Genomic DNA, 19,098 nt, shown 5'->3' on the forward strand with positions numbered 1-19,098 from the left:
GGCGTCCCGCCCGTCCTTTTTGGACGGGCGGGACGCCCATCCCACAATAACAATTAAAATTGTAAGTTATTTAATTCGCGATCCTTAGTTAAAGAGTCGAATCCGCAAAAAACTCGACTCGATACCCGCGCTAGGAATTCTTGCGCTGTGCATCCTCACCGCCTTGGCGCTTCCGATAAGACTTAGCCCAAGCATAGCGCTGCGGATTTTTTTGCAGCAGATATTCCACAACTTCCCGACGCTTCTCATCCTTAGCATTTTTGACAACCTGCTTGAGTTCGGAATCTATATCTTCTGATTCAGCACCGCGTTTAATTGCCTCGTTAAACCAACGCTCACCCTCTGAAAATTGACTCCGCTCAAAACAAATAGCTCCCATCAAAGTGTAAGGATGATGACTCTGAGGCTGATACTCAATAGCTTTGAGCGCGCACTTTTGTGCATCATCTAATTTATCAATATCTCGGAAAGCACCGCCCCTCGTTGTTAGCAAAGCGGACTTGAGCTTATTTTCTTTGATTTGGTCGAAGTCCAGATTTTCTGTCACCTGCAATGCACTTTCCGGTTCATCTGCCTTGCGCCAATGACTGCTGGCGTTGGGCAAGTTCCATTTATTTCCAGTGCGCTCATATTCCTCCTCATAGAAACGCGCTTCAAGCCTGTGGTAGGCAATAGCAATCCTTCCATGACTAGCTAAAAGTTTCTGTTGTATTAACTGAACAACTAACACAGGATCTAGACGCTCTTCTTTCTCCAATTTTACCATGATTGCGTAAAACGGATCGAAAGGGAAATCACGATCTATAATCCGATACTTGACCTTGAGAGCAGCAAATTCCTTTTCTTGGGCAAAAGTAATTACATCCTCACGTCCATTCTGTTTCACCCAATCAATATCAGCCTCACTTAAATGCTCTCCCGATTGGATTTTGGATTTCAGACTAGCAACATAGTTTTCAATAGCAAAAGTAATTACATCATCACGTCCATTCTGTTTCACCCAATCCAAATCAGCCTCACTCAACTGCTCTCCCGCTTGAATTTTGGACTTGAGACTAGCAGCATATTTGTCAAGCGCCAGAGTAATTGTCTCAGTTAGTTTACGCTTTTTCAGAAAGTTAATATCCGGCTCACCTAGCGGATTTTCTAAATCAATTTTTTTGAGAACTTTATACAGATGGCTAGAGAGGGATGAATCCTCATAAGTAGTAGCTTTATACTTAACTTTCAGTTCAGCAAAGTGCCGTGTTTGTTCCATCTCCAAAACAATGCTAAGCGTTTCGCTAAGTTGATGCTCTTCCAGCCAGTTAAGTTCTGACTCGCTCAACTGCTTATCTGCCTCAAGATTTTTCAGGATGGGATACAACGGACTTGATACAGATGTTTCTGGGTATTCACTAGCTTTGTACTTATCCTTGAGTTGGGCAAACTCAGCTTCTCTTACAGCTTCTTTTTCTTGAAGAATTCCCAGGGTGTCAAATAGTTCTTGTTTCTTCAGCCATTTAACCTCTGAATCATTTAACGGTTTTTCAGCTTCTAGTTTATTCAAAATTTGATAGAGATGACTTTCAGGCAATGAGTCTTGATGTTTTGTGGCTCGGTACTTAGCCTTTAGTGCAGCAAATCGCGCCATATCTTCAACGATAGCAACTGTTTCAGTAAGCCCGTGTACTTGTTGGAGATATTTAACTTCTAAGTTAGTTAGCTGATTTTCTGATTCAAGTTTCCAAAGGATAGGATACAAAGCACTGGACATGGGTACCCCTCTGGTTACTTTAAACTTAGACTTGAGTTGAGAAAATTTAGCATCGAGTTTTTTGGGTTCTTCCTTCTTACGTTGTGGCTCTTGCTCGATAGCTTTTCTTGTTTCCAAAAGCTCATGCTCTTGTAACCAAATCCACTCAAATTTAGTAATTTCCAATTCTAAATCAGCTTTTCGCAGAATGAGATACAGAAGACTAGAGGGAGATGAATCTTCATATTTTGTTGCTTGATACTTGGACTTCAGCGCTGCAAAATGTTGCACCTGGACTTCAAAAGCGTCGTTGCTCATGGTGAATCCCCCGATTTATACTTCTAGCCGCTACACAACCATCTCCCAGCATTCCGCGATCGCCCGCAGTCAAAACCCAAACTTTTTTAACTGAAAACTCATCCAGATGGTAATATTATTTTAACAGTTCGGTTTCACCAACTACAGCTACAAACCTCAGTATTTTCACTGAAATTTATAATAATTAGTACCTAAAGCCCCCTCCCTCATTCCATCAAATAATCGGTCATAGATTCACCCGGATCAAACCGATAAAATAGTTTTCAACTCCATGAAATACAGATATGCGGTAGGCCAACAGCACGGCGCTGTCTCCTGAAATGTGCTGTCTCCTGAATGTAGGGCAGACAATTGAGAATCGCTACAGCAATCCTATTTCAGTTGTGAACTAATTTTTTTTAAAGTAAACTATCCATTAAATCCATAACGCGGATAGCCTCATCTGACAAAGATAGAGATTCTTGTTGATTGAGGTGATGCTCCAAAACTCCTTTGAGCGCAATCAATTTCAGGCTATTTTCTGCTAAAGTTTCAGAAATAGCTTGCGCTCCCGGCAAATAGCCGATCGCCCCCAAGTCCATCAAAGCCGATCGCCTCAACTGCAAATTAGCCCCATTCAAAGCACTTACCAACCGCTCTCCGTAAACCCGCTCACCAGTTAACTGATACATCGCCCGCGCCGCAGCGTACTGCACCCGCTCCACAGAATGTTCTAAAAAAGGTGAAATTAGGGGTATTGCTTCTGTCGCTTGCAGGGTTCCCAAAGCTTCAATTACCGAGTCGTAAGGTTGCACGAGGTGCGATTTTCCTGGCACTCGCACAGCCACAGCTACGCCCCCATCCAATAGCTTCATTAGCGGCTCAATAGAATCGCGATCTCCCAGCATTTCTAGAGCTTGAGCCGCCGCTTCCCGCACGTAATAATCGGCGCATTCCAAACAGCGAATCAGGGCAGGTAAGGCTTGTTTGTCGCCCAATTTACCCAGGGCCCGCGCCGCATTTCGCAATAGGGAATAGTCGCCGATTTTCGTTTGTTCTGACTCTTCTTCCAATGCGGCAATTAAAGCTGCAATAGCTGCCGGTTCCTTGACTCGAAATCTGCCCACCCACCAAGCAGCATAATACCGGAGACTGTAATCTTGGGAGTGCAAATTTGCGATCGCCTGTTCAACAGTTAAAGACTCGCCCTCAGCTACACCCGCCGGCGGTGAGTCGGATTCGTAATAATTCATAGTCATTAGTTATTAGTTATTAGTTATTAGTTATTCGGCTCTTGAAATGGCTGCTATCCAGAAAAAACCTGCAAGGGTTAGGGAAACTGGCCGATTAAAATCGCTACTAAACAGACAAAACCCGCCGGGGCGGGTTACATTAACTCTTAGTCCGCTTGGAGTGGACGAAAGTTTGTCTAGGAGCGATTTTCATCGCCCCTTCTAGCTTGTGTCGGAGCGATTTTCATCGCCCCTGCAACCAAACTATTGGTGATCGTGGGATGATTCATGGGATGATTCTGCACCCGCGTTTAAAGGATGAATGCTGACAATTTTCCCGCCCATGCGAGTAATCCGCTGCATTTCTTGATTCATCCGATTGTAAGGCACAGTGATAAATGTACTCGCGCTCGATCGAATCGAATAATCCACATTATCTGTTTCATCGCTTTGGCGCAAGCCGACAACTTCATACCGAAAGCAGCGACTAGCCGAAGCTGTATTGCCACTTTTTCCAGCTACAATTTGACCCAACATAAGCTTCTTGGTAATTGGTAATTGGTCAGTAGTCCTTAGTCCTTAGTCCTTAGTCCTTAGTCCTTAGTCTCTAGTTCAGAATTTACGCAGAACCTAATTATGTAGGTTTCCGTGCACCTCGCACCTTACGCAGAAACTAATTATCTAATGACTAATGACTGATGACTAACAACTAAATTGGAGTAATGCTGGCGATTTTCGCGCCCATGCGTTGAAATTTCTGCATTTGCGAGGACAACTCCTCAACAGGTACGATGAAAGCCTTGCTGCTGCGGCGCACGCTGGGATATCCGCCCGTGCGAATGCCCGAAACTTCCACGCGCACCAGCCGCCCTTCTTTGCCGTAAGCTGCCGCACCGCCGAAAGTGCTGGCGGGAGTTACGTTTCTGGCGGAAGGCCGATATGCCCAACCTTCGTTACCGCCAGAAGGCCCAACTACAGCCGTAGCGGTGTTAGTGCCGAGTTCGACAGCTAAGCGAGAGATATTGCCTTCTAGCTGAGATGTATCGCTGTTTGCATAGCCCCGATACAACCGGAACATCCGGGTAAAACCGACGGTTTTTTGACCGCGCTGGGTGTTAAAGCCGCGGTAGTAAGGGACGATACTTTCGCCAAAGTTTTCTTGATACTCTACTGAATCGATGTAAGAATCAATATCAGCGTCGTAGCCTTTTGTTTGGTACAAATCTAAGTGCTCAATTACTTCAGATTCGTCGTAGGTAGCGCGACCGAGCAAGTGTTTGTAGTTTAGTTCGATCGTCCGAGTTTGGAAGCTGTTGTAGAAAAACTTGGTTTTGTACAGTTCTGACTTAGCTACAGCGCGTACAAATTCTCGTACACTCAAACTGCCGTCTCGCAGCAAAGACTCGGAACTTGTAAGTCGCTCGGATTTCATTAAATAGTCGTTGCCGAGCACCTGACGGTAAACGGCACGAATCACCGTTTCAACGTCGTCTTTGGTGTAGTTCGGGCGCAATTCTACCTTCGGCGCATCGCTCAATGCGGATGTGCCCAGTCTGGACGCTGCTGTTGTAATCGCCACCAGATTTTCTCCTAAATTATTAATGACAAAAGTTTTATGCTTCGTTGCACTTGAAATTTTTAGGACTAAGGATAATATGCCTCAAAGTAGGGTGTGCACTGCACACCTTACCTATACATATAAAATTGAATAATTTTTTAGCCTTAGTCCTAATTTGCTAAAGACGTTTCACAAAAACGTCAATACACAAACTTTAAGCTGTGGTAATACTTACCACTTTGCCGCCACGTTTGTTGATTTGCTGCAAGCGGCTCGAAAGTTGCTCGTAAGGCACGAGATATTCGGTAGTAGTCCGCCGCACTTGGGGCAGAAAATTACCCGCACCTTGCATTGCGGTGACTCGGTAGAGTTGGTCGCGAGAACCGCCGGATGTGCCGCCAAGGGCTTTTCCGGTGGAGGCCGTGTATATCGGCGAAGCCATATTTCTCGCTACTTCCCAAGTCAGCCGGGCTTGGGTTTGGTTTTGCGATCGATCGCTGGAAGCAAAACCCCGGTACAGTTGAAACATCCGGTTAAAACCGACGGTTTTTTGACCTCTTTGAGTCGCGAAACCGCGATAGTAAGGCACTACACTTTCGCCAAAATTTTCTTCATACTCAACGGAGTCAATGTAAGAATTAATTTCAGCTTCGTAGCCTTCTGCATTGTACAAATCAACGTGGAAAGCAATTTCCGACTCGTCGTAAGGAGCGCGGCCCAACAAATGCTTATAATTAAGCTCAATTAACCGCGTTTGCGAGTTCGGATAAAAAAACTTTTTCCGATAGGTTTCGGAATGTGCAATTGACCGCACAAAATCTTTCACTGAAATCTGCCCTTGCAGCAGCAGAGATTCAGCACTGGTAAGTCGTTCGCTCGACATTAAATACTCGTTGCCTAAAACTTGGCTGTAAGCAGCGCGAATTACTGCTTTCGCATCCTCTTGCGTCCAGTGGGGGCGCAGTTCTACCCGTCCCGCTTCTTCAAATGCTTTTATTCCCAACCGTTCTGCAGCTGCTAGTCCCGCCATCTTCGCTTCTTCCTTTTTTGCTGTAAAAATTGAAAACTGCTTAAAAAAGTATTTGCAAAACTAGGCTTGGATCGCAGATGCCCGGAATTGTAAACAACCGCTAACACTTAAGCTAACAGCAGCTTACAATCCCGGGCATCACGCAAATCTAGCTCAGAGCGTTGATTGCGTAGTCGATGTAGGAATTCGCTTCAGTTGCAGCGTCGCCACTGAGACCGTGGTTGCCTTTGATGTACTTGAGAGCTTCAACGTACCAGCTAGGAGACAATTCAAATGTCCGGTTGATTTCGTCAACACCTGCAATCAGGTACTCGTCCATCGGACCTGTGCCACCTGCAACTAAGCAGTATGTTACCATCCGCAGGTAGTAGCCGATGTCGCGAGAACACTTGGCTTTACCTGTTGGGGTAGAAGCGTAGTTCGGGCCTTGCATTTGTTGCGTGTACGGGAATTTGTTGTACACAGCTTGAGCTGCACCGTCGATCAAACGCTGAGAGTTGGCGGTCAACGCTTTGGCTGCTTCCAAACCTGCTGCTGCTTGGCGGAAACGGCCGAAGGCGACTTGCAGTTCAGTGCTGCTCAGGAAACGGCCTTGAGAATCGGCTGCGGTTACTGCTTCAGTCAAAGGGGTTTTCATTGTTCTGGTTTCTCCCTAATGTTGTGTTGTTTTTGTACAAAAATGATTGTTTGCAAAAATGCGATGCTCGCTTCTTTACAAGAAAGGTTCGCTTGGCTATTTTTAGCCGACTGCACTAGCTGCGCGGTCGAAGTAGCTGCCGATTTCAGACATTAGCGAGCTACAATCACCACGGGTAACACCGTTGGGGTCGTTAGCGATCGCAATTGCTGCTTCCTTCATTTTTTGCACACCGGCTGCAACTGAGCCACCGGGAACTCCCAGAGCTTGGTATGTTTCACGCAGACCGTTCAAGCAGCGGTCGTCCAAAACGCTGGCGTCGCCTGCAAATGTTGCATAGGTGACGTAGCGCAAGATGATTTCCATATCGCGCAAGCAAGCTGCCATGCGGCGGTTGGTGTACGCATTGCCACCAGGAGCGATCAGTTGTGGCTGTTCGGCGAACAGGGTGCGAGCTGCATTGGCTACGATGCTGGATGCGTTGCCGGTGATGCGGTTTACTGCATCAATCCGCTTGTTGGCGTCGGAAACCATGCTGCTGAGAGCATCTAGTTGACCCTGAGCTAGAAATTCGCCCCGAGCGTCAGATTGGGAAACCACTTTTGTAAATGCGTCAAACATGAAAGAACTCTCCTACTTGAGTTAATTGAGTTTGGTTGCGGTATAAAACCGTTAAGTTAAATTTGTTCAGGCTACGAGTGCCTGCAAGGGTTGAAATTTGATGCCAGCTAATCTGCTGGTCCGATCGAGTTTTCCCTTTCCGCTACCTGCACTATTGTTACATCGTAACGGACGTTTAAGAAACCTTAGAAATTTTAACATCTTTTATGAGATGCGACAAACCTTGTCAATCAGTGTTTTTGTTAACTTTGGCCTGTCGTTTCAACCCTCTGATAATCTTTATACAACGCCCGCCCATCTTTGTTTATTACAAATTATTACAGAAAGTTATCTCTCTAAGAAGGGAAATGTCTGGGTGGAGAAGTGCAGGCTAATCTCCTTCCTGCGATAGATGCGGGGTTGCACAACCCAACGCACAGTTTGCTTCCCTCGCCCCAGCAGTCGCGGTTGAACCGCCCCGAACCCTCTCGTGGGCCGATCGCCTTTGTTAGCTTTCTGTGGAAAAGCGGGATTGTTAAGAAGTGTTAAGTAAATTAAAGTTTTGGTAATAGAAGGCTGGGGGAACAGGGAAAAAACCAAAAATTCTGCCCAATGTCAGGAGGCCTGCAAAATTCGGTGTGGGAAAAATCCCCAAGATTGTGAAGCCCCTCGCCAGAGCCTCAGCTTTTGCCGGAAATATCACCATTTGAAGAGTAAACTCAGCCGTTGGGCATTGGGTAAAAGCCGAAGAAATTGCTAATTTTTAGTAGTAAGGTGGATAGGTGCTATCAGATACATTTAACCCGGTAAATCCAGGATTGCGCCTCGATATACTGTGTATGGCAGATCGGGCATCGCTTTTAGCGATCCCTAATAGGGAGGTATCTCTCAAAGCTTTCAACAAAATATTGAAAGCGCTATTCAATGCGTTACGTTTTTGGGGGCTGAGCCGTTACGCTTACTACGAAACTTTTTCGCTTAGTCCGATGCTTCGGCGCTGGTTTTAAACGGTAGCCTATCCTATTACATACTGCCAATGTCTACCGCTATCTTCTAAGAGTTTACAAGAATTCGTTTACTATACGAAAACAGCCGTAGGTCTACAAACGGCGCGATCGAGCCACCAGACGCATTGAAGTTAAAAGCTTTTTGCTTCCCCGGCATCGAAGCGCCCAAAACGAGTAGCAAGTTAAACAGTTTTTTATTCAGAACTCAAAACTCTCTCTCTGTAATCAGCCAGATGGATCGGCTGTAGCTGTCCGGCCGCAACCACCTTTATCCCCCATGCTCGATCGTAATTTATGTCTTCAAATTCTCCCTCTTCTTGGCACACCGTAGCAATTGACCAAACTCTCCAGCAGCTAAGCAGCAACAAAGACGCTGGCTTGAGCAGCAAACAGGTGTCAGAACGCTTGCAGCAATACGGCCCCAACGAACTCGAAGAAACAGGAGGCCGCAGTCCGTGGTCGATTTTTGTCGATCAGTTCACCAACATCATGTTGTTGATGCTGATGGGTGTGGCCGTGATTTCGGGTTTTTTGGACATCAGGTCGAATACTTTTCCCAAAGATGCGATCGCCATTTTTGCGATCGTCATACTCAACGGCATTCTCGGCTATTTCCAAGAGCAAAGTGCTGAAAAAGCCCTCGCAGCCCTCAAAAACCTCGCTTCCCCCCTAGTCAGAGTCCTGCGGGACGGCAAAACTTCGGAAATAGCCGCCAAGGAACTCGTACCCGGAGACGTAATGCTGTTGGAGGCTGGGGTAAAAATAGCAGCAGACGCACGCTTGATCGAAACATCAAATCTGCAAGTCAGAGAATCTGCTTTGACAGGAGAAGCCCTAGCAGTAACCAAGCAAGCCGATCTAGAACTTCCAGAAGATGCTTCCTTGGGCGATCGACTCAACCTGATTTTTCAGGGCACAGAAGTTGTTCAGGGACGAGCAAAGGCGATCGTCACCAACACCGGAATGAAAACTGAACTGGGCAAAATTGCCACCATGCTTCAGTCAGTAGAAACCGAACCGACTCCCCTGCAACAGCGGATGAGCCAGTTAGGAAATGTTCTAGTCTCCGGTGCCCTAACCTTAGTCGCAATTGTCGTCATCGGCGGCATGATTACCTTCCAAAACGGCGGCATCGGGTTCGATACCAGCAGGTTTGAAGAGTTGTTAGAAGTTTCTCTAAGCATGGCTGTGGCTGTGGTTCCCGAAGGACTCGCAGCAGTCGTGACAGTTACTCTGGCACTCGGAACTAGGCGGATGGTGAAGCGAAACGCCCTGATTCGCAAACTCCCTGCGGTAGAAACTTTGGGTTCGGTAACTACCATTTGTTCTGACAAAACAGGTACTCTGACTCAAAATAAAATGGTAGTTCAGCTAGTGTCTACGGGCGACTGCACTGTCGCCGTCGCAGGGGATGGCTATGCCCCGATCGGAGATTTTACCGATCGCCTGACAGCGGCCAAAATTAATAATTTAGAGGAATATCCAGAACTCGAATCTTTATTAATTGCCTGTGCAGTTTGCAACGACGCAGTATTGCAACAAGAAAAACAAGAATGGCAGATTTTAGGCGACCCCACAGAAGGAGCTCTGCTTTGTGTAGCGGGAAAAGCAGGCATTTATAAGGAAAAACAGTCTCAATTGCTGCCGCGGACGGCGGAATTTCCTTTTTCTTCCGAACGCAAGCGGATGAGCGTGATTTGCGAAGTGCCCGGCCGATCAGGACATTCGGGATTTCCCGCAGAAACAGGACAGCAGTCGAATTATTTGATGCTGACCAAAGGTTCTCCAGAGTTGACTTTGGAGCGCTGCAAAGGCATTATAGTCGGCGATCGAGTACAACCTTTAACCCAGGAAATGCGCGATCGCATCCTCGTCGAAAACAACAACATGGCAAGCGGCGGTTTGCGAGTCCTCGGGTTTGCGTACAAACTCTGGGAAAGCCTGCCGCCCGAAGGTTCTGAGGAAATTAGCGAACAAGACATGATTTGGCTGGGACTCGTCAGTATGCTGGACGCCCCGCGGCCGGAAGTGCGGGAAGCTGTGGTTAAGTGCCGCAATGCTGGCATTCGGGTGGTGATGATTACAGGAGACCACCAGTTGACTGCAAAAGCCATCGCCTACGATTTAGGTATTGCAACAGAGGGCGATCGAGTTCTCACCGGTCAAGAATTAGAAAAGCTCAGCCAAGAAGAACTCAAACAGCAAGTCGAACAGGTTAGCGTTTACGCCCGCGTCTCCCCAGAACACAAATTGCGGATTGTCCAAGCTTTGCAAAGTTGGGGCAAATTTGTCGCCATGACCGGCGACGGCGTTAACGACGCCCCCGCCTTGAAACAAGCCGATATCGGCATCGCCATGGGGATTACCGGCACCGATGTCAGCAAAGAAGCTAGCGATATGGTGCTCCTCGACGACAACTTCGCAACTATTGTCGCCGCCGCTGAAGAAGGGCGAGTGGTTTATAGCAATATTCGCCGCTTTATTAAATACATTTTGGGCAGCAACATCGGCGAAGTTTTGACAATTGCGGCCGCACCTTTAATGGGTTTGGGAGGAGTGCCGCTGACGCCGCTGCAAATTTTGTGGATGAACTTAGTAACAGACGGCGTTCCCGCTTTGGCTTTGGCGGTGGAACCGGGGGAACCGAACGTGATGAAAAGGCCTCCTTTCAGTCCGCGAGAAAGTATTTTTGCGCGGGGTTTGGGTTCTTACATGATTCGGATCGGGATTATTTTTGCAATTTTGACGATCGCAATGATGTCCTGGGCTTACGGATATACTCACTCTCCCGGACACGGCAATCCAGATGCTTGGAAAACAATGGTGTTTACAACTCTTTGTTTGGCACAAATGGGTCACGCGATCGCAATTCGGTCTAACACTCAGCTAACTATCGAGTTAAATCCCTTGACTAATATTTTTGTTTGGGGAGCTGTGATTGTTACTACTGCTTTGCAATTAATGCTGATTTATGTTCCGCCACTGAGAGCATTTTTCGGCACTCACTATTTGTCGCCTTTTGAATTGCTAGTTTGCTTCGGTTTCAGCGCTCTGATGTTTGTCTGGATTGAAATGGAAAAACTGTTTGTGCGCTTTTACAACAAATCTAGGAAATAGTGTTAACGGCTGACGGATAGTGAGCTAAGTTTGATTATTAGCTAGAGCGCTCGATTGGGTACTAAGCTGTTGGGCATTTAAAAGAGGATAGTAGGGTGCGGATCGTACATAAGTATTTCCCATATCCCGCCAGTGTTCGCGGATGACGCACCCTACCTCTATCGTTATTGGTTTAAATGTGTAACAGCTTATTTTCAAGAAGATCCGCCAGGGTTGAAACCCCTGGCTCACAGCGAAAGTCATTGCTACGAAAACTAAATAGATTGTGTCACAATTAAACATTTATTAGTTCGTTATAATGTCATTACGAATGCAACGTTCGGCGAAAATCGCCATCGTAAAGGCTCACGGCTACCAACCCTTAATGTTCGCCCTACGATGACTGTATTACAATTACCAATTACCGATTACCAATTATCGATTACCAATTACTAATATTATGTATTTGAAAACGCTGCACCTACGGCAGTTTCGGAACTACTTCGATCAAAAGGTAGCGTTTGACGCTCCCAAAACAATTTTAGTAGGAAATAACGCTCAAGGAAAATCTAACTTATTAGAAGCGGTAGAGTTGCTTTCTACACTAAAAAGCCACCGGGTAGGGCGCGATCGCGATTTAATACTCGACTCAAAGCCGATCGGGCAAATTGATGCTACACTCGAACGTCAAACCGGAGCGATCGACTTAGCTTTAACTCTTCGCTCAGGGGCGCGTCGGACACTGAAGCTCAACGGTGAACCGCTGCGCCGCCATTTAGACTTTTTGAGCGTCTTAAATGTAGTGCAATTTTCTTGTTTGGATTTGGACTTAGTGCGGGGCGGGCCCGAAGGAAGGCGTAATTGGATCGATCGCCTAGTCATCCAGTTAGAACCGATTTACGCTCACATTTTGCAGCAGTACAACCAAATTTTGCGCCAGCGAAACGCTCTGTTGAAACGTTCTAAAGAAATCAGGAAAGCGGAATTTTCCGACAGTTTTGACAAGATGCGATTTATTGCACCCGAAAGTCCCGAACCAGAAAATACAGAAGACTTACCAATTCCCAATTCCCAATTCCCCATTCCCAGTTCAGAATTAGCTTTGTGGGACGCGCAGTTGGCGACAGCGGGCGCTCGCGTTATCCGCAGGCGCGATCGAATTTTGGAGCGTTTGATGCCTTTAGCTCGAAATTGGCACCGTTCAATTAGCGGTTCAGCAGAAGTTTTAGATGTGAAATACGATGCTAATATTGAAGTAAGTTCAGAATTTATCGCTAAAGACAATCTCGAAGGAGTGCGGCAAGCATTTTTAGAGAAAATTCAAAAAAGGGCGATCGCAGAACAGTTTCAAGGAACCACTTTAGTCGGCCCCCACCGCGACGACATTACATTTACCATTAACAATACCCCAGCTCGTCAATACGCATCCCAAGGTCAGCAGCGAACTCTGGTATTAGCATTAAAATTAGCCGAACTGCAGCTTATTGAAGAAGTCGTCGGCGAAGCGCCTTTACTGTTGCTCGACGACGTACTTGCAGAACTCGATCTGAGTCGCCAAAATCAACTTTTAGAAACAATTCAAGAACGATTTCAAACTCTGATTACTACAACTCACCTAGGCGCTTTTGATGCTCAGTGGCTGCGACAAACCCAAATTCTCTCCGTCGTTGCCGGACAAATCAATCGATTTTAGATTTTAGATTTTAGATTTTAGATTGACAAATTTTCTGTTTCATGGTATGAGAACAAAAAAAAGTAGAAAGTGGCATTATTACCTCAATTCGAGATAGGATAAAGGTTAATTTTGATTACCGCTTTCGCTTCCATTTTTGTAAACCTTGTCAACGACCCAGGTCTAAAGACACTGGGCTTCTAGCCTAAGACTTAAACCACAGTTGACCAGACTAAGTACCTCGCGTACTACGTTAACGGTAAGAGTTTAAAGACCTACCAAGGGATGCGAAGCTAGTTCCTTGCTCTAGAAATTTAGGATTAAACAGACTTATTGGGTTAAATCAGTGTCCTAGATATAGTACCGGCCGTTAACTTTGTCGAAGCTAACATTACCCCGAAAGGGAGGCTCATAAAAGAGCGAACATTATGCGTACAGGGTTGCGAAGTTTGAGATGGTAATTGTCCCATCGAAAGTACACTACAAAAGTACACCGAATCTAGCAATCCCAAGGCGGTAATGGAAAGATTCACGCCGGTTTCAACCGCCGAGTCGTTTCCCTCTCAGCACTCTTCGTGACTGAGTTTCCCACTTACCGAATTTTTTATGAAGCATTACATTTCCCGTCTGTTAGCCCTGGTATTAGTTGTTGTCATCGGCGTAGCGGGCTGTACCAATGTTCCCGCCACTCTGAGTGGAGATTATGGCCAAGACACATTAGCATTAGTGAACAGCTTGAGAACAGCGCTCACTTTGCCAGAGGGCACGCCGGAAAAAGCAGCCGCTCAAGCCAAGGCTCGCACGAGTATCAACGATTTTTTTGCTGAATACCGCCGCGATCCCGCTCTTACCAAGCTGGCCTCTTTCACGACAATGCGGACGGCATTAAACTCTTTGGCCGGACATTACAGTTCCTATCCAAACCGTCCCGTTCCTGAAAAATTGAAAAAGCGTCTTGAGTCAGAATTTCAGCAAGTAGAAGCTGCTCTTAACAGAGGAGCTTAATCTCAAAATTTAGGATCAAGGATAAATTTCACTAATTCATCTTTCATCCTTGATATTTGAGTGTTAACAATTTTTAGTAGAAATATCAACTGCTTTTAGCGCCCACTGTATTCAGGCGCTTTTTTATGCAGCAGTTAGGGAAAAAATACTGCAAAACCGTTTAATCGCGGAGTCTTGTCTTACCCGATCGCCCTTATTGAATTTAAATAGCCGCCAGATAGAATTTGCACTGTGCGATCGACTTGTGCCATAACTAGGTCAACAGAAAAAAGTAGAAAATTTGTAGCTGCTTGTGGAGCGCGATCGCAAAAATGCGATTGCCACCCAATTTAAACCAGAAACCCCATTCAACTCTCCCATGAAAATTGCACCAACTCGCATCGCGAATTTTCAACACCAGCGACGCTTTTTAAGTGCGGTAACTGCTGTTTTAACCAGTAGCATCATCAGCCAACTTGTGTGGCCGTTTATCGGAAATCAACCAGCTTTTGCCCAAACATCAGCCTATTGCCAATTATCCCCAGAACAGGTAAATCAAAAAGAAGACTTGCGCCGCGCCGCCCTGTCGGGAAAACGGGAATCTCAGCAAGCATATTTTGCTGTTTTGAACAAACACGCGCGGGAAATAGCAGAATGCCGTAAAAAAACTTGGCCCGAAACCCAAGCAGTTTGGCTGCGTTTGTATCCCTGCGATGTCAGACCCGGAGAACTCGATCGAGTATTAGACAAAGTTGTGAATAAAGGCTACAACCAAGTCTATGTCGAAGTGTTTTACGATGGTCAAGTGCTTCTCCCAGTTGCAGACAATCCTACGGCTTGGCCTTCTGTTGTGAGAAATCGCGGTTACGAGAAATACGACTTGTTAGAAAGGGCGATCGCCAAAGGCAAACAACGAGGTTTAAAAGTTTACGCCTGGTTATTTACCATGAACTTTGGCTATAGCTATGCTCAGCGTCCAGACAGACAGCAAACCCTCGCTATCAACGGTAAAAATCAGACAAGTTTAATAGTAAGCGAAGACGCAGCAATTAACCAGGACTTCGGAGAAGTTCCGGGCAATCAAGCCTTTATCGATCCGTACAACCCACAAGCACGGCAAGACTATACTTTGTTAGTAAATCAAATAGTCAAGCGCAAGCCCCAAGGAATGTTATTCGACTACATTCGCTATCTAAGGGGCATCGGGCCCGCTTCAGTTGCTACCAAAGTTCAAGACTTGTGGATTTACGGCCCAGCATCGCAGCAAGTTCTTTTGCAGCGGGCTAGCAATCAGCAAGGGCGAGATTTAATTCAGCGATATTTGACTAAAGGATTTATCAATACTACTGACGTTCAAGCAGTAGTCAAACAGTATCCAACTGAGCGAGAACCTCTTTGGCAGGGTCGAATTCCGCAGGCGATGTCAGTAGCAACTCCACCTTCTAGAAGCCAGAATGCCGCATCAAGATCGGCCTCAACAAATCCCGCCCCTAACAAGCCAAACCCTGCAACTCCCACACCAAAACCGACACCGCGGCTTCCCGATACCGGCACTCTGCAAAAAGACCTGTGGAAACTGAGTGTTGCTCACGCCGTTCAAGGGATTTTAGATTTTTTTGGACTAGCTATTCAGCCAGCTCAAAGGATGGGAATTCCTGTAGGAGCAGTGTTTTTTCCTACTGCAAATCAAGCGATAAATCAAGGGGGATATGATTCGAGATTGCAGCCTTGGGACAGCTTTCCGGCTGCCGTAGAATTCCACGCCATGTCTTACGGAAATTGCGGGGATGTAAGCTGCATTGTCCCACAAGTGCAGCGGACTGTAAGTTTAGCGCCTCCGGGAGCAAAAATCATTCCTGCCATTGCTGGAGATTGGGGAAAACCTCTCAAAAATCGACCGTCTTTGGAGATTCAAATGGCGGCAATTCGCTCGGCGACTCCGCAAATTAATGCGGTAAGTCATTTTGCTTTTGGGTGGCAAGAACCGGAGGATGAAAGGGCGCGGCAAACTTGCCGATTGTAGATATATTCCTGGACGAAAAGGGTGTCATCATCTTGTTTTATGGTTGCGGAGCCTAAAAGCGTAGATTTTGGATCAATAAACCGGGTTTTTCTATCGGAATCGGCTGCGAACCACGATTGATTTGCCTAAAAAAACCCGGTTTTTGCCTCAGTATTGATTGAGTGCGATCGACCTTTTGCAAAAAAAATAATTTACCCAACTTTTAAGCTAGCTGAACAATCAGGCATAATGAGATTGTTCAAAAATTGCTGGAAATGCAAGCGGGACAAAAACAGCGAATTGCCGATCGCAAATCCCAATGAACAGACATCTGGGCCAAATTAACTTACTCAGAATTTCATCTGCGTTCATTTGCGTTCATCTGCGGTTAAAAATCCAAATTCTGCTAAACTTATTAATAACCATAAAAGCCTTGCTTAATCATAATGCAAAAAGTACAAGCAAGAGATATCAACCTCCGCTATCTAATCGATAACTTCGGTTTACAGCGAGTTCGCAACAGCGAATTTTTCCGAGAATGGCAAGAAAACTTACCCGAAGTAACCGACTCAGAAAAACAATTGCTCGATCGCGTCCAAGACATATACTTCAACTTGGTAGACAACCCGCCTGTATTGGAAAATGCAGTCAAGCTAACAATCATCAGCCCCATTTTGTTTATTGCCGGTCTGTATGAGTCTCCTTTTCAAGTCAAAGCCGAAAAGTCGATCGCAATTCAAGAGGAAGACGAAGGCAGAATCATCGAAGGCAGAATAGATATTTTAATTATGAAAGCAAACTTGTGGGTGACAGTAATAGAATCCAAACAACTTTCGTTTTCAACAGACGAAGCAATCGCACAACTCCTGACATATATGCTGGCATATCCGAACCCAGAAAATCCTACTTTTGGAATTATTTCCACAGGTGCTAACTTCAATTTTGTCAAGTTAGTTAGAGGCGAAACTCCCCAGTATGCGCGATCGGCTGAATTTGTTATTTCCAATCCCGGCAATGAATTGTACCGCGTTTTGCAGATTTTAAAACGCCTGAGTCAACTTCCAGACTAGCAATAAAAGCCATTTTGAGTTATCTTTCAAAACAGACAATCTCTAATATCTCAAATTTCAAACTAATGTGAGCATGGTAAATTACTGGATAGTCGGCGCTGTGGCAATAGCTTCTGTCTGCTGGGCAGAAATAATACGAGACTTTTATCACGTCGTGTCCCATTATTGGGCACCCCTGCAAAAGCTGCACACTTGGCATCACCGCGTTTTCCGCCCGAATTTGACCCCCGTCAGCGAGACAATTTACAAGCAAGCACACTGGCGTCACGACGTGCCCGAAGGTGCGGCGATGATGGTTTTGGGCTTGTTGCTGTGGGTTGTAGCTTATTTTGGGCTGCCGGAATACCACTGGGGTGCAGCAGCCGGTTGTATTTATACTTTAGGCTTTTTGTTGAGCGCGATCGCCCGCGGGTGCGGCATCAAAGGCGCAGACGAATTAACAGACATCACCCACCAACCGGGAGACTTCCTGACTCCCCCTGGCAAGTGGTTAGTTAATAAACCTTATCACTGGCGGCATCATTTCGACAATCAAAATGCTTACTATTGCGGTACTTTCACCTTAATAGATAAACTTATGGGTACAGCACTTTCTCTCAAAGGCAAAACTGTAGCCGTCACCGGTGCATCGGGAACTTTAGGACGTTTGCTACTCAAACACCTGCACAAAGCTGGTGCAAAAGTGATCGCCCTCTCCTCTGGAAATGAGGAAATTACTTTCAATTTAGACGGCGAAAATTTACCTGTAAAAACCGTAACTTGGCAAGCTGGCCAAGAGGCAGACTTAGCCCTATTGTTAGAAAAAATCGATATTCTCGTCATCAATCACGGGATTAACGTACAGGGAGAAAGAACAGGAGAGGCGATCGCCAACTCCTACGAAATTAACACTTTTTCCGCGTGGCGGCTGATGGAACTCTTTTTCTTAACAGTCCGCACTAACGAAAACATTGCTTGCAAAGAAGTCTGGATCAACACTTCAGAAGCCGAAGTAATTCCCGCTGTCAGTCCCCTGTACGAACTCAGCAAGCGCGCCCTCGGAGATTTAGTCACCCTGCGCCGGCTAGACGCACCCTGCATCGTTCGCAAACTAATTTTAGGGCCGTTTAAAAGCAACTTAAACCCGATCGGCATTATGTCTCCAGATTGGGTAGCGCAGCAAGTTGTCAAACAAGCTAAAGCTGATGCCCGCAATATCATCGTGACAATTAATCCTTTGACTTTTATCATTTTTCCAGTCAAAGAGTTTTTTGTTTCCCTCTACTTCCAAATTTTCAGCCGGAAAGCGATTTCAGAGATTAAAGCAGTGGCGACATCGGAAAAATCTAGCGTTGAATCTAAGATTAATTGACAAAAAAGAAACCCGGTTTTTTAGATAAACCGGGTTTCTAACTTGGTTCTAACTTGGGATGTAATACCAAATTCGGCTTTAATACCCCTTTTATTCTTTAGTCGCTCTCTGCCGTGACCAAAGTTTGTGTAGGATAGCTTTTAACCGCTGAGTCTTATTTAATTACTAACCTCAGCCATTTCAATCACGCGGCCATCGTAATCCTTGACCAAAAAATTCAGCGGCTTTTCCCGGCGAATTTTATAACTAATGCCGCGAGTTTGTACCCTCATCAATAGCTGATCCAAACAATCGCGATCGAAACAAACGTGACGCGGACGATTTTTTTCCCCTGCACCGGCCCCGCTAATAATGTGCAGTTGGGTATTTTTCATCAACTGATACCACAAACCATCGGGACTCCCCAGCGTTTGAGAGGTCGTTGCCCTCCCGACATTCGGCGACAAATACAGCGGATCAATACCTGTTGTGCCCAAAGTTTGCTCGTAATTGTAGTAGTAGTGCAGTGGCACTTCTGCTACGGGCAGGTTTAGCATACCTTCATAGAACTCCCTCGCTTGTCCGAGATCCGATACCATCACCGTGTGTACCTTCGGAGCACTGGTGAGAAACATCCACATCGCCCCCGCATAGGCCGCCAGCAGCATCACCATAATCCCTTGAGTCGAAAACAAGCTGTCAAGGGGCAGGGACGGCAAAAAAGAGCTCAAGTACAAAGGCCCAAGTCCAAAAGCAATAAAACTAACTGCTAGAGTCATGAATTATAAGAAAGGGTAAACAACGAAATTTATCAAGATTGCAGTCGCGATCGCCCGCGAGACTTAAAC

14 protein-coding genes are annotated in these 19,098 nt (G+C 46.0%); 6 read left to right on the top strand and 8 right to left on the bottom strand.

Features of this window, described 5'->3' with window-relative positions:
• Positions 1-130: 130 nt before the first annotated feature.
• The 7 genes from QT973_RS13895 to QT973_RS13925 all read right to left on the bottom strand — a co-directional run bounded on the left by QT973_RS13895 (position 131) and on the right by QT973_RS13925 (position 7,110).
• On the bottom strand, positions 131-2,026 hold the full coding sequence (locus tag QT973_RS13895) for a hypothetical protein (protein WP_333391542.1): 1,896 nt from the start codon (positions 2,024-2,026) through the stop codon (positions 131-133).
• 425 nt (positions 2,027-2,451) lie between these two features.
• A complete protein-coding gene (locus QT973_RS13900; RefSeq protein WP_333157467.1) occupies positions 2,452-3,291 on the bottom strand; it encodes a HEAT repeat domain-containing protein in 840 nt (279 codons plus the stop codon).
• A 237-nt stretch (positions 3,292-3,528) separates the two neighbouring features.
• Positions 3,529-3,801 carry a phycobilisome linker polypeptide gene (locus QT973_RS13905; RefSeq protein WP_333055307.1) on the bottom strand — a complete coding sequence of 91 codons (273 nt, stop codon included), beginning with the start codon at positions 3,799-3,801 and terminating at the stop codon, positions 3,529-3,531.
• A 172-nt stretch (positions 3,802-3,973) separates the two neighbouring features.
• Positions 3,974-4,843 (bottom strand): phycobilisome linker polypeptide, encoded by an 870-nt coding sequence (locus QT973_RS13910; RefSeq protein WP_333209621.1) that lies wholly within the window; start codon positions 4,841-4,843, stop codon positions 3,974-3,976.
• A 193-nt stretch (positions 4,844-5,036) separates the two neighbouring features.
• On the bottom strand, positions 5,037-5,852 hold the full coding sequence (locus QT973_RS13915) for a phycobilisome linker polypeptide (RefSeq protein ID WP_333209623.1): 816 nt from the start codon (positions 5,850-5,852) through the stop codon (positions 5,037-5,039).
• A 148-nt stretch (positions 5,853-6,000) separates the two neighbouring features.
• The gene (gene cpcA / locus QT973_RS13920) at positions 6,001-6,489 is read right to left on the bottom strand and encodes a phycocyanin subunit alpha (protein WP_006631256.1); all 489 of its coding nucleotides are present in this window, start codon (positions 6,487-6,489) and stop codon (positions 6,001-6,003) included.
• 102 nt (positions 6,490-6,591) lie between these two features.
• Positions 6,592-7,110: a phycocyanin subunit beta gene (locus tag QT973_RS13925; protein ID WP_332948147.1), complete on the bottom strand. Its 519-nt coding sequence runs from the start codon at positions 7,108-7,110 to the stop codon at positions 6,592-6,594.
• A 1,280-nt stretch (positions 7,111-8,390) separates the two neighbouring features.
• On the opposite strand from QT973_RS13925, the gene QT973_RS13930 reads away from it, so the two are divergent.
• From QT973_RS13930 to QT973_RS13955, 6 genes are all read left to right on the top strand, one after another.
• The gene (locus QT973_RS13930) at positions 8,391-11,213 is read left to right on the top strand and encodes a cation-transporting P-type ATPase (RefSeq protein WP_333055312.1); all 2,823 of its coding nucleotides are present in this window, start codon (positions 8,391-8,393) and stop codon (positions 11,211-11,213) included.
• A gap of 439 nt (positions 11,214-11,652) precedes the next feature.
• Positions 11,653-12,885, top strand: a complete 1,233-nt coding sequence (locus QT973_RS13935) for an AAA family ATPase (RefSeq protein WP_333055313.1) — start codon at positions 11,653-11,655, stop codon at positions 12,883-12,885.
• 585 nt (positions 12,886-13,470) lie between these two features.
• Positions 13,471-13,869: a photosystem II protein Psb27 gene (gene psb27, locus QT973_RS13940; protein ID WP_333055314.1), complete on the top strand. Its 399-nt coding sequence runs from the start codon at positions 13,471-13,473 to the stop codon at positions 13,867-13,869.
• Between the two features lie 358 nt (positions 13,870-14,227).
• Complete coding sequence (locus QT973_RS13945; protein WP_333313642.1) at positions 14,228-15,871, top strand: family 10 glycosylhydrolase; 1,644 nt, start codon at positions 14,228-14,230, stop codon at positions 15,869-15,871.
• 425 nt (positions 15,872-16,296) lie between these two features.
• Entirely contained in the window at positions 16,297-16,920 is a 624-nt protein-coding gene (locus tag QT973_RS13950; RefSeq protein WP_333274541.1) for a restriction endonuclease subunit R, read from the top strand.
• A 73-nt stretch (positions 16,921-16,993) separates the two neighbouring features.
• Positions 16,994-18,271 (top strand): bifunctional sterol desaturase/short chain dehydrogenase, encoded by a 1,278-nt coding sequence (locus tag QT973_RS13955; protein ID WP_333391545.1) that lies wholly within the window; start codon positions 16,994-16,996, stop codon positions 18,269-18,271.
• A gap of 158 nt (positions 18,272-18,429) precedes the next feature.
• Here QT973_RS13955 and QT973_RS13960 read toward each other — a convergent pair whose 3' ends face one another.
• The gene (locus QT973_RS13960; protein ID WP_333055319.1) at positions 18,430-19,029 is read right to left on the bottom strand and encodes a glyoxalase-like domain protein; all 600 of its coding nucleotides are present in this window, start codon (positions 19,027-19,029) and stop codon (positions 18,430-18,432) included.
• Between the last annotated feature and the right edge of the window lie 69 nt (positions 19,030-19,098).

This window comes from Microcoleus sp. Z1_A1 (genome assembly GCF_036700305.1).
In the GTDB taxonomy this organism is placed as follows: Bacteria; Cyanobacteriota; Cyanobacteriia; order Cyanobacteriales; family Microcoleaceae; genus Microcoleus.

Bases quoted from the DNA above. Each gene is read 5' to 3' on its own strand.
- QT973_RS13900 (WP_333157467.1), bottom strand. From the start codon at position 3,291: ATGACTATGAATTATTACGAATCCGACTCACCGCCGGCGGGTGTAGCT.
- QT973_RS13955 (WP_333391545.1), top strand. From the start codon at position 16,994: ATGGTAAATTACTGGATAGTCGGCGCTGTGGCAATAGCTTCTGTCTGC.
- psb27 (WP_333055314.1), top strand. From the start codon at position 13,471: ATGAAGCATTACATTTCCCGTCTGTTAGCCCTGGTATTAGTTGTTGTC.
- QT973_RS13945 (WP_333313642.1), top strand. From the start codon at position 14,228: ATGAAAATTGCACCAACTCGCATCGCGAATTTTCAACACCAGCGACGC.
- QT973_RS13905 (WP_333055307.1), bottom strand. From the start codon at position 3,801: ATGTTGGGTCAAATTGTAGCTGGAAAAAGTGGCAATACAGCTTCGGCT.
- cpcA (WP_006631256.1), bottom strand. From the start codon at position 6,489: ATGAAAACCCCTTTGACTGAAGCAGTAACCGCAGCCGATTCTCAAGGC.
- QT973_RS13915 (WP_333209623.1), bottom strand. From the start codon at position 5,852: ATGGCGGGACTAGCAGCTGCAGAACGGTTGGGAATAAAAGCATTTGAA.
- QT973_RS13935 (WP_333055313.1), top strand. From the start codon at position 11,653: ATGTATTTGAAAACGCTGCACCTACGGCAGTTTCGGAACTACTTCGAT.
- QT973_RS13930 (WP_333055312.1), top strand. From the start codon at position 8,391: ATGTCTTCAAATTCTCCCTCTTCTTGGCACACCGTAGCAATTGACCAA.
- QT973_RS13925 (WP_332948147.1), bottom strand. From the start codon at position 7,110: ATGTTTGACGCATTTACAAAAGTGGTTTCCCAATCTGACGCTCGGGGC.
- QT973_RS13960 (WP_333055319.1), bottom strand. From the start codon at position 19,029: ATGACTCTAGCAGTTAGTTTTATTGCTTTTGGACTTGGGCCTTTGTAC.
- QT973_RS13950 (WP_333274541.1), top strand. From the start codon at position 16,297: ATGCAAAAAGTACAAGCAAGAGATATCAACCTCCGCTATCTAATCGAT.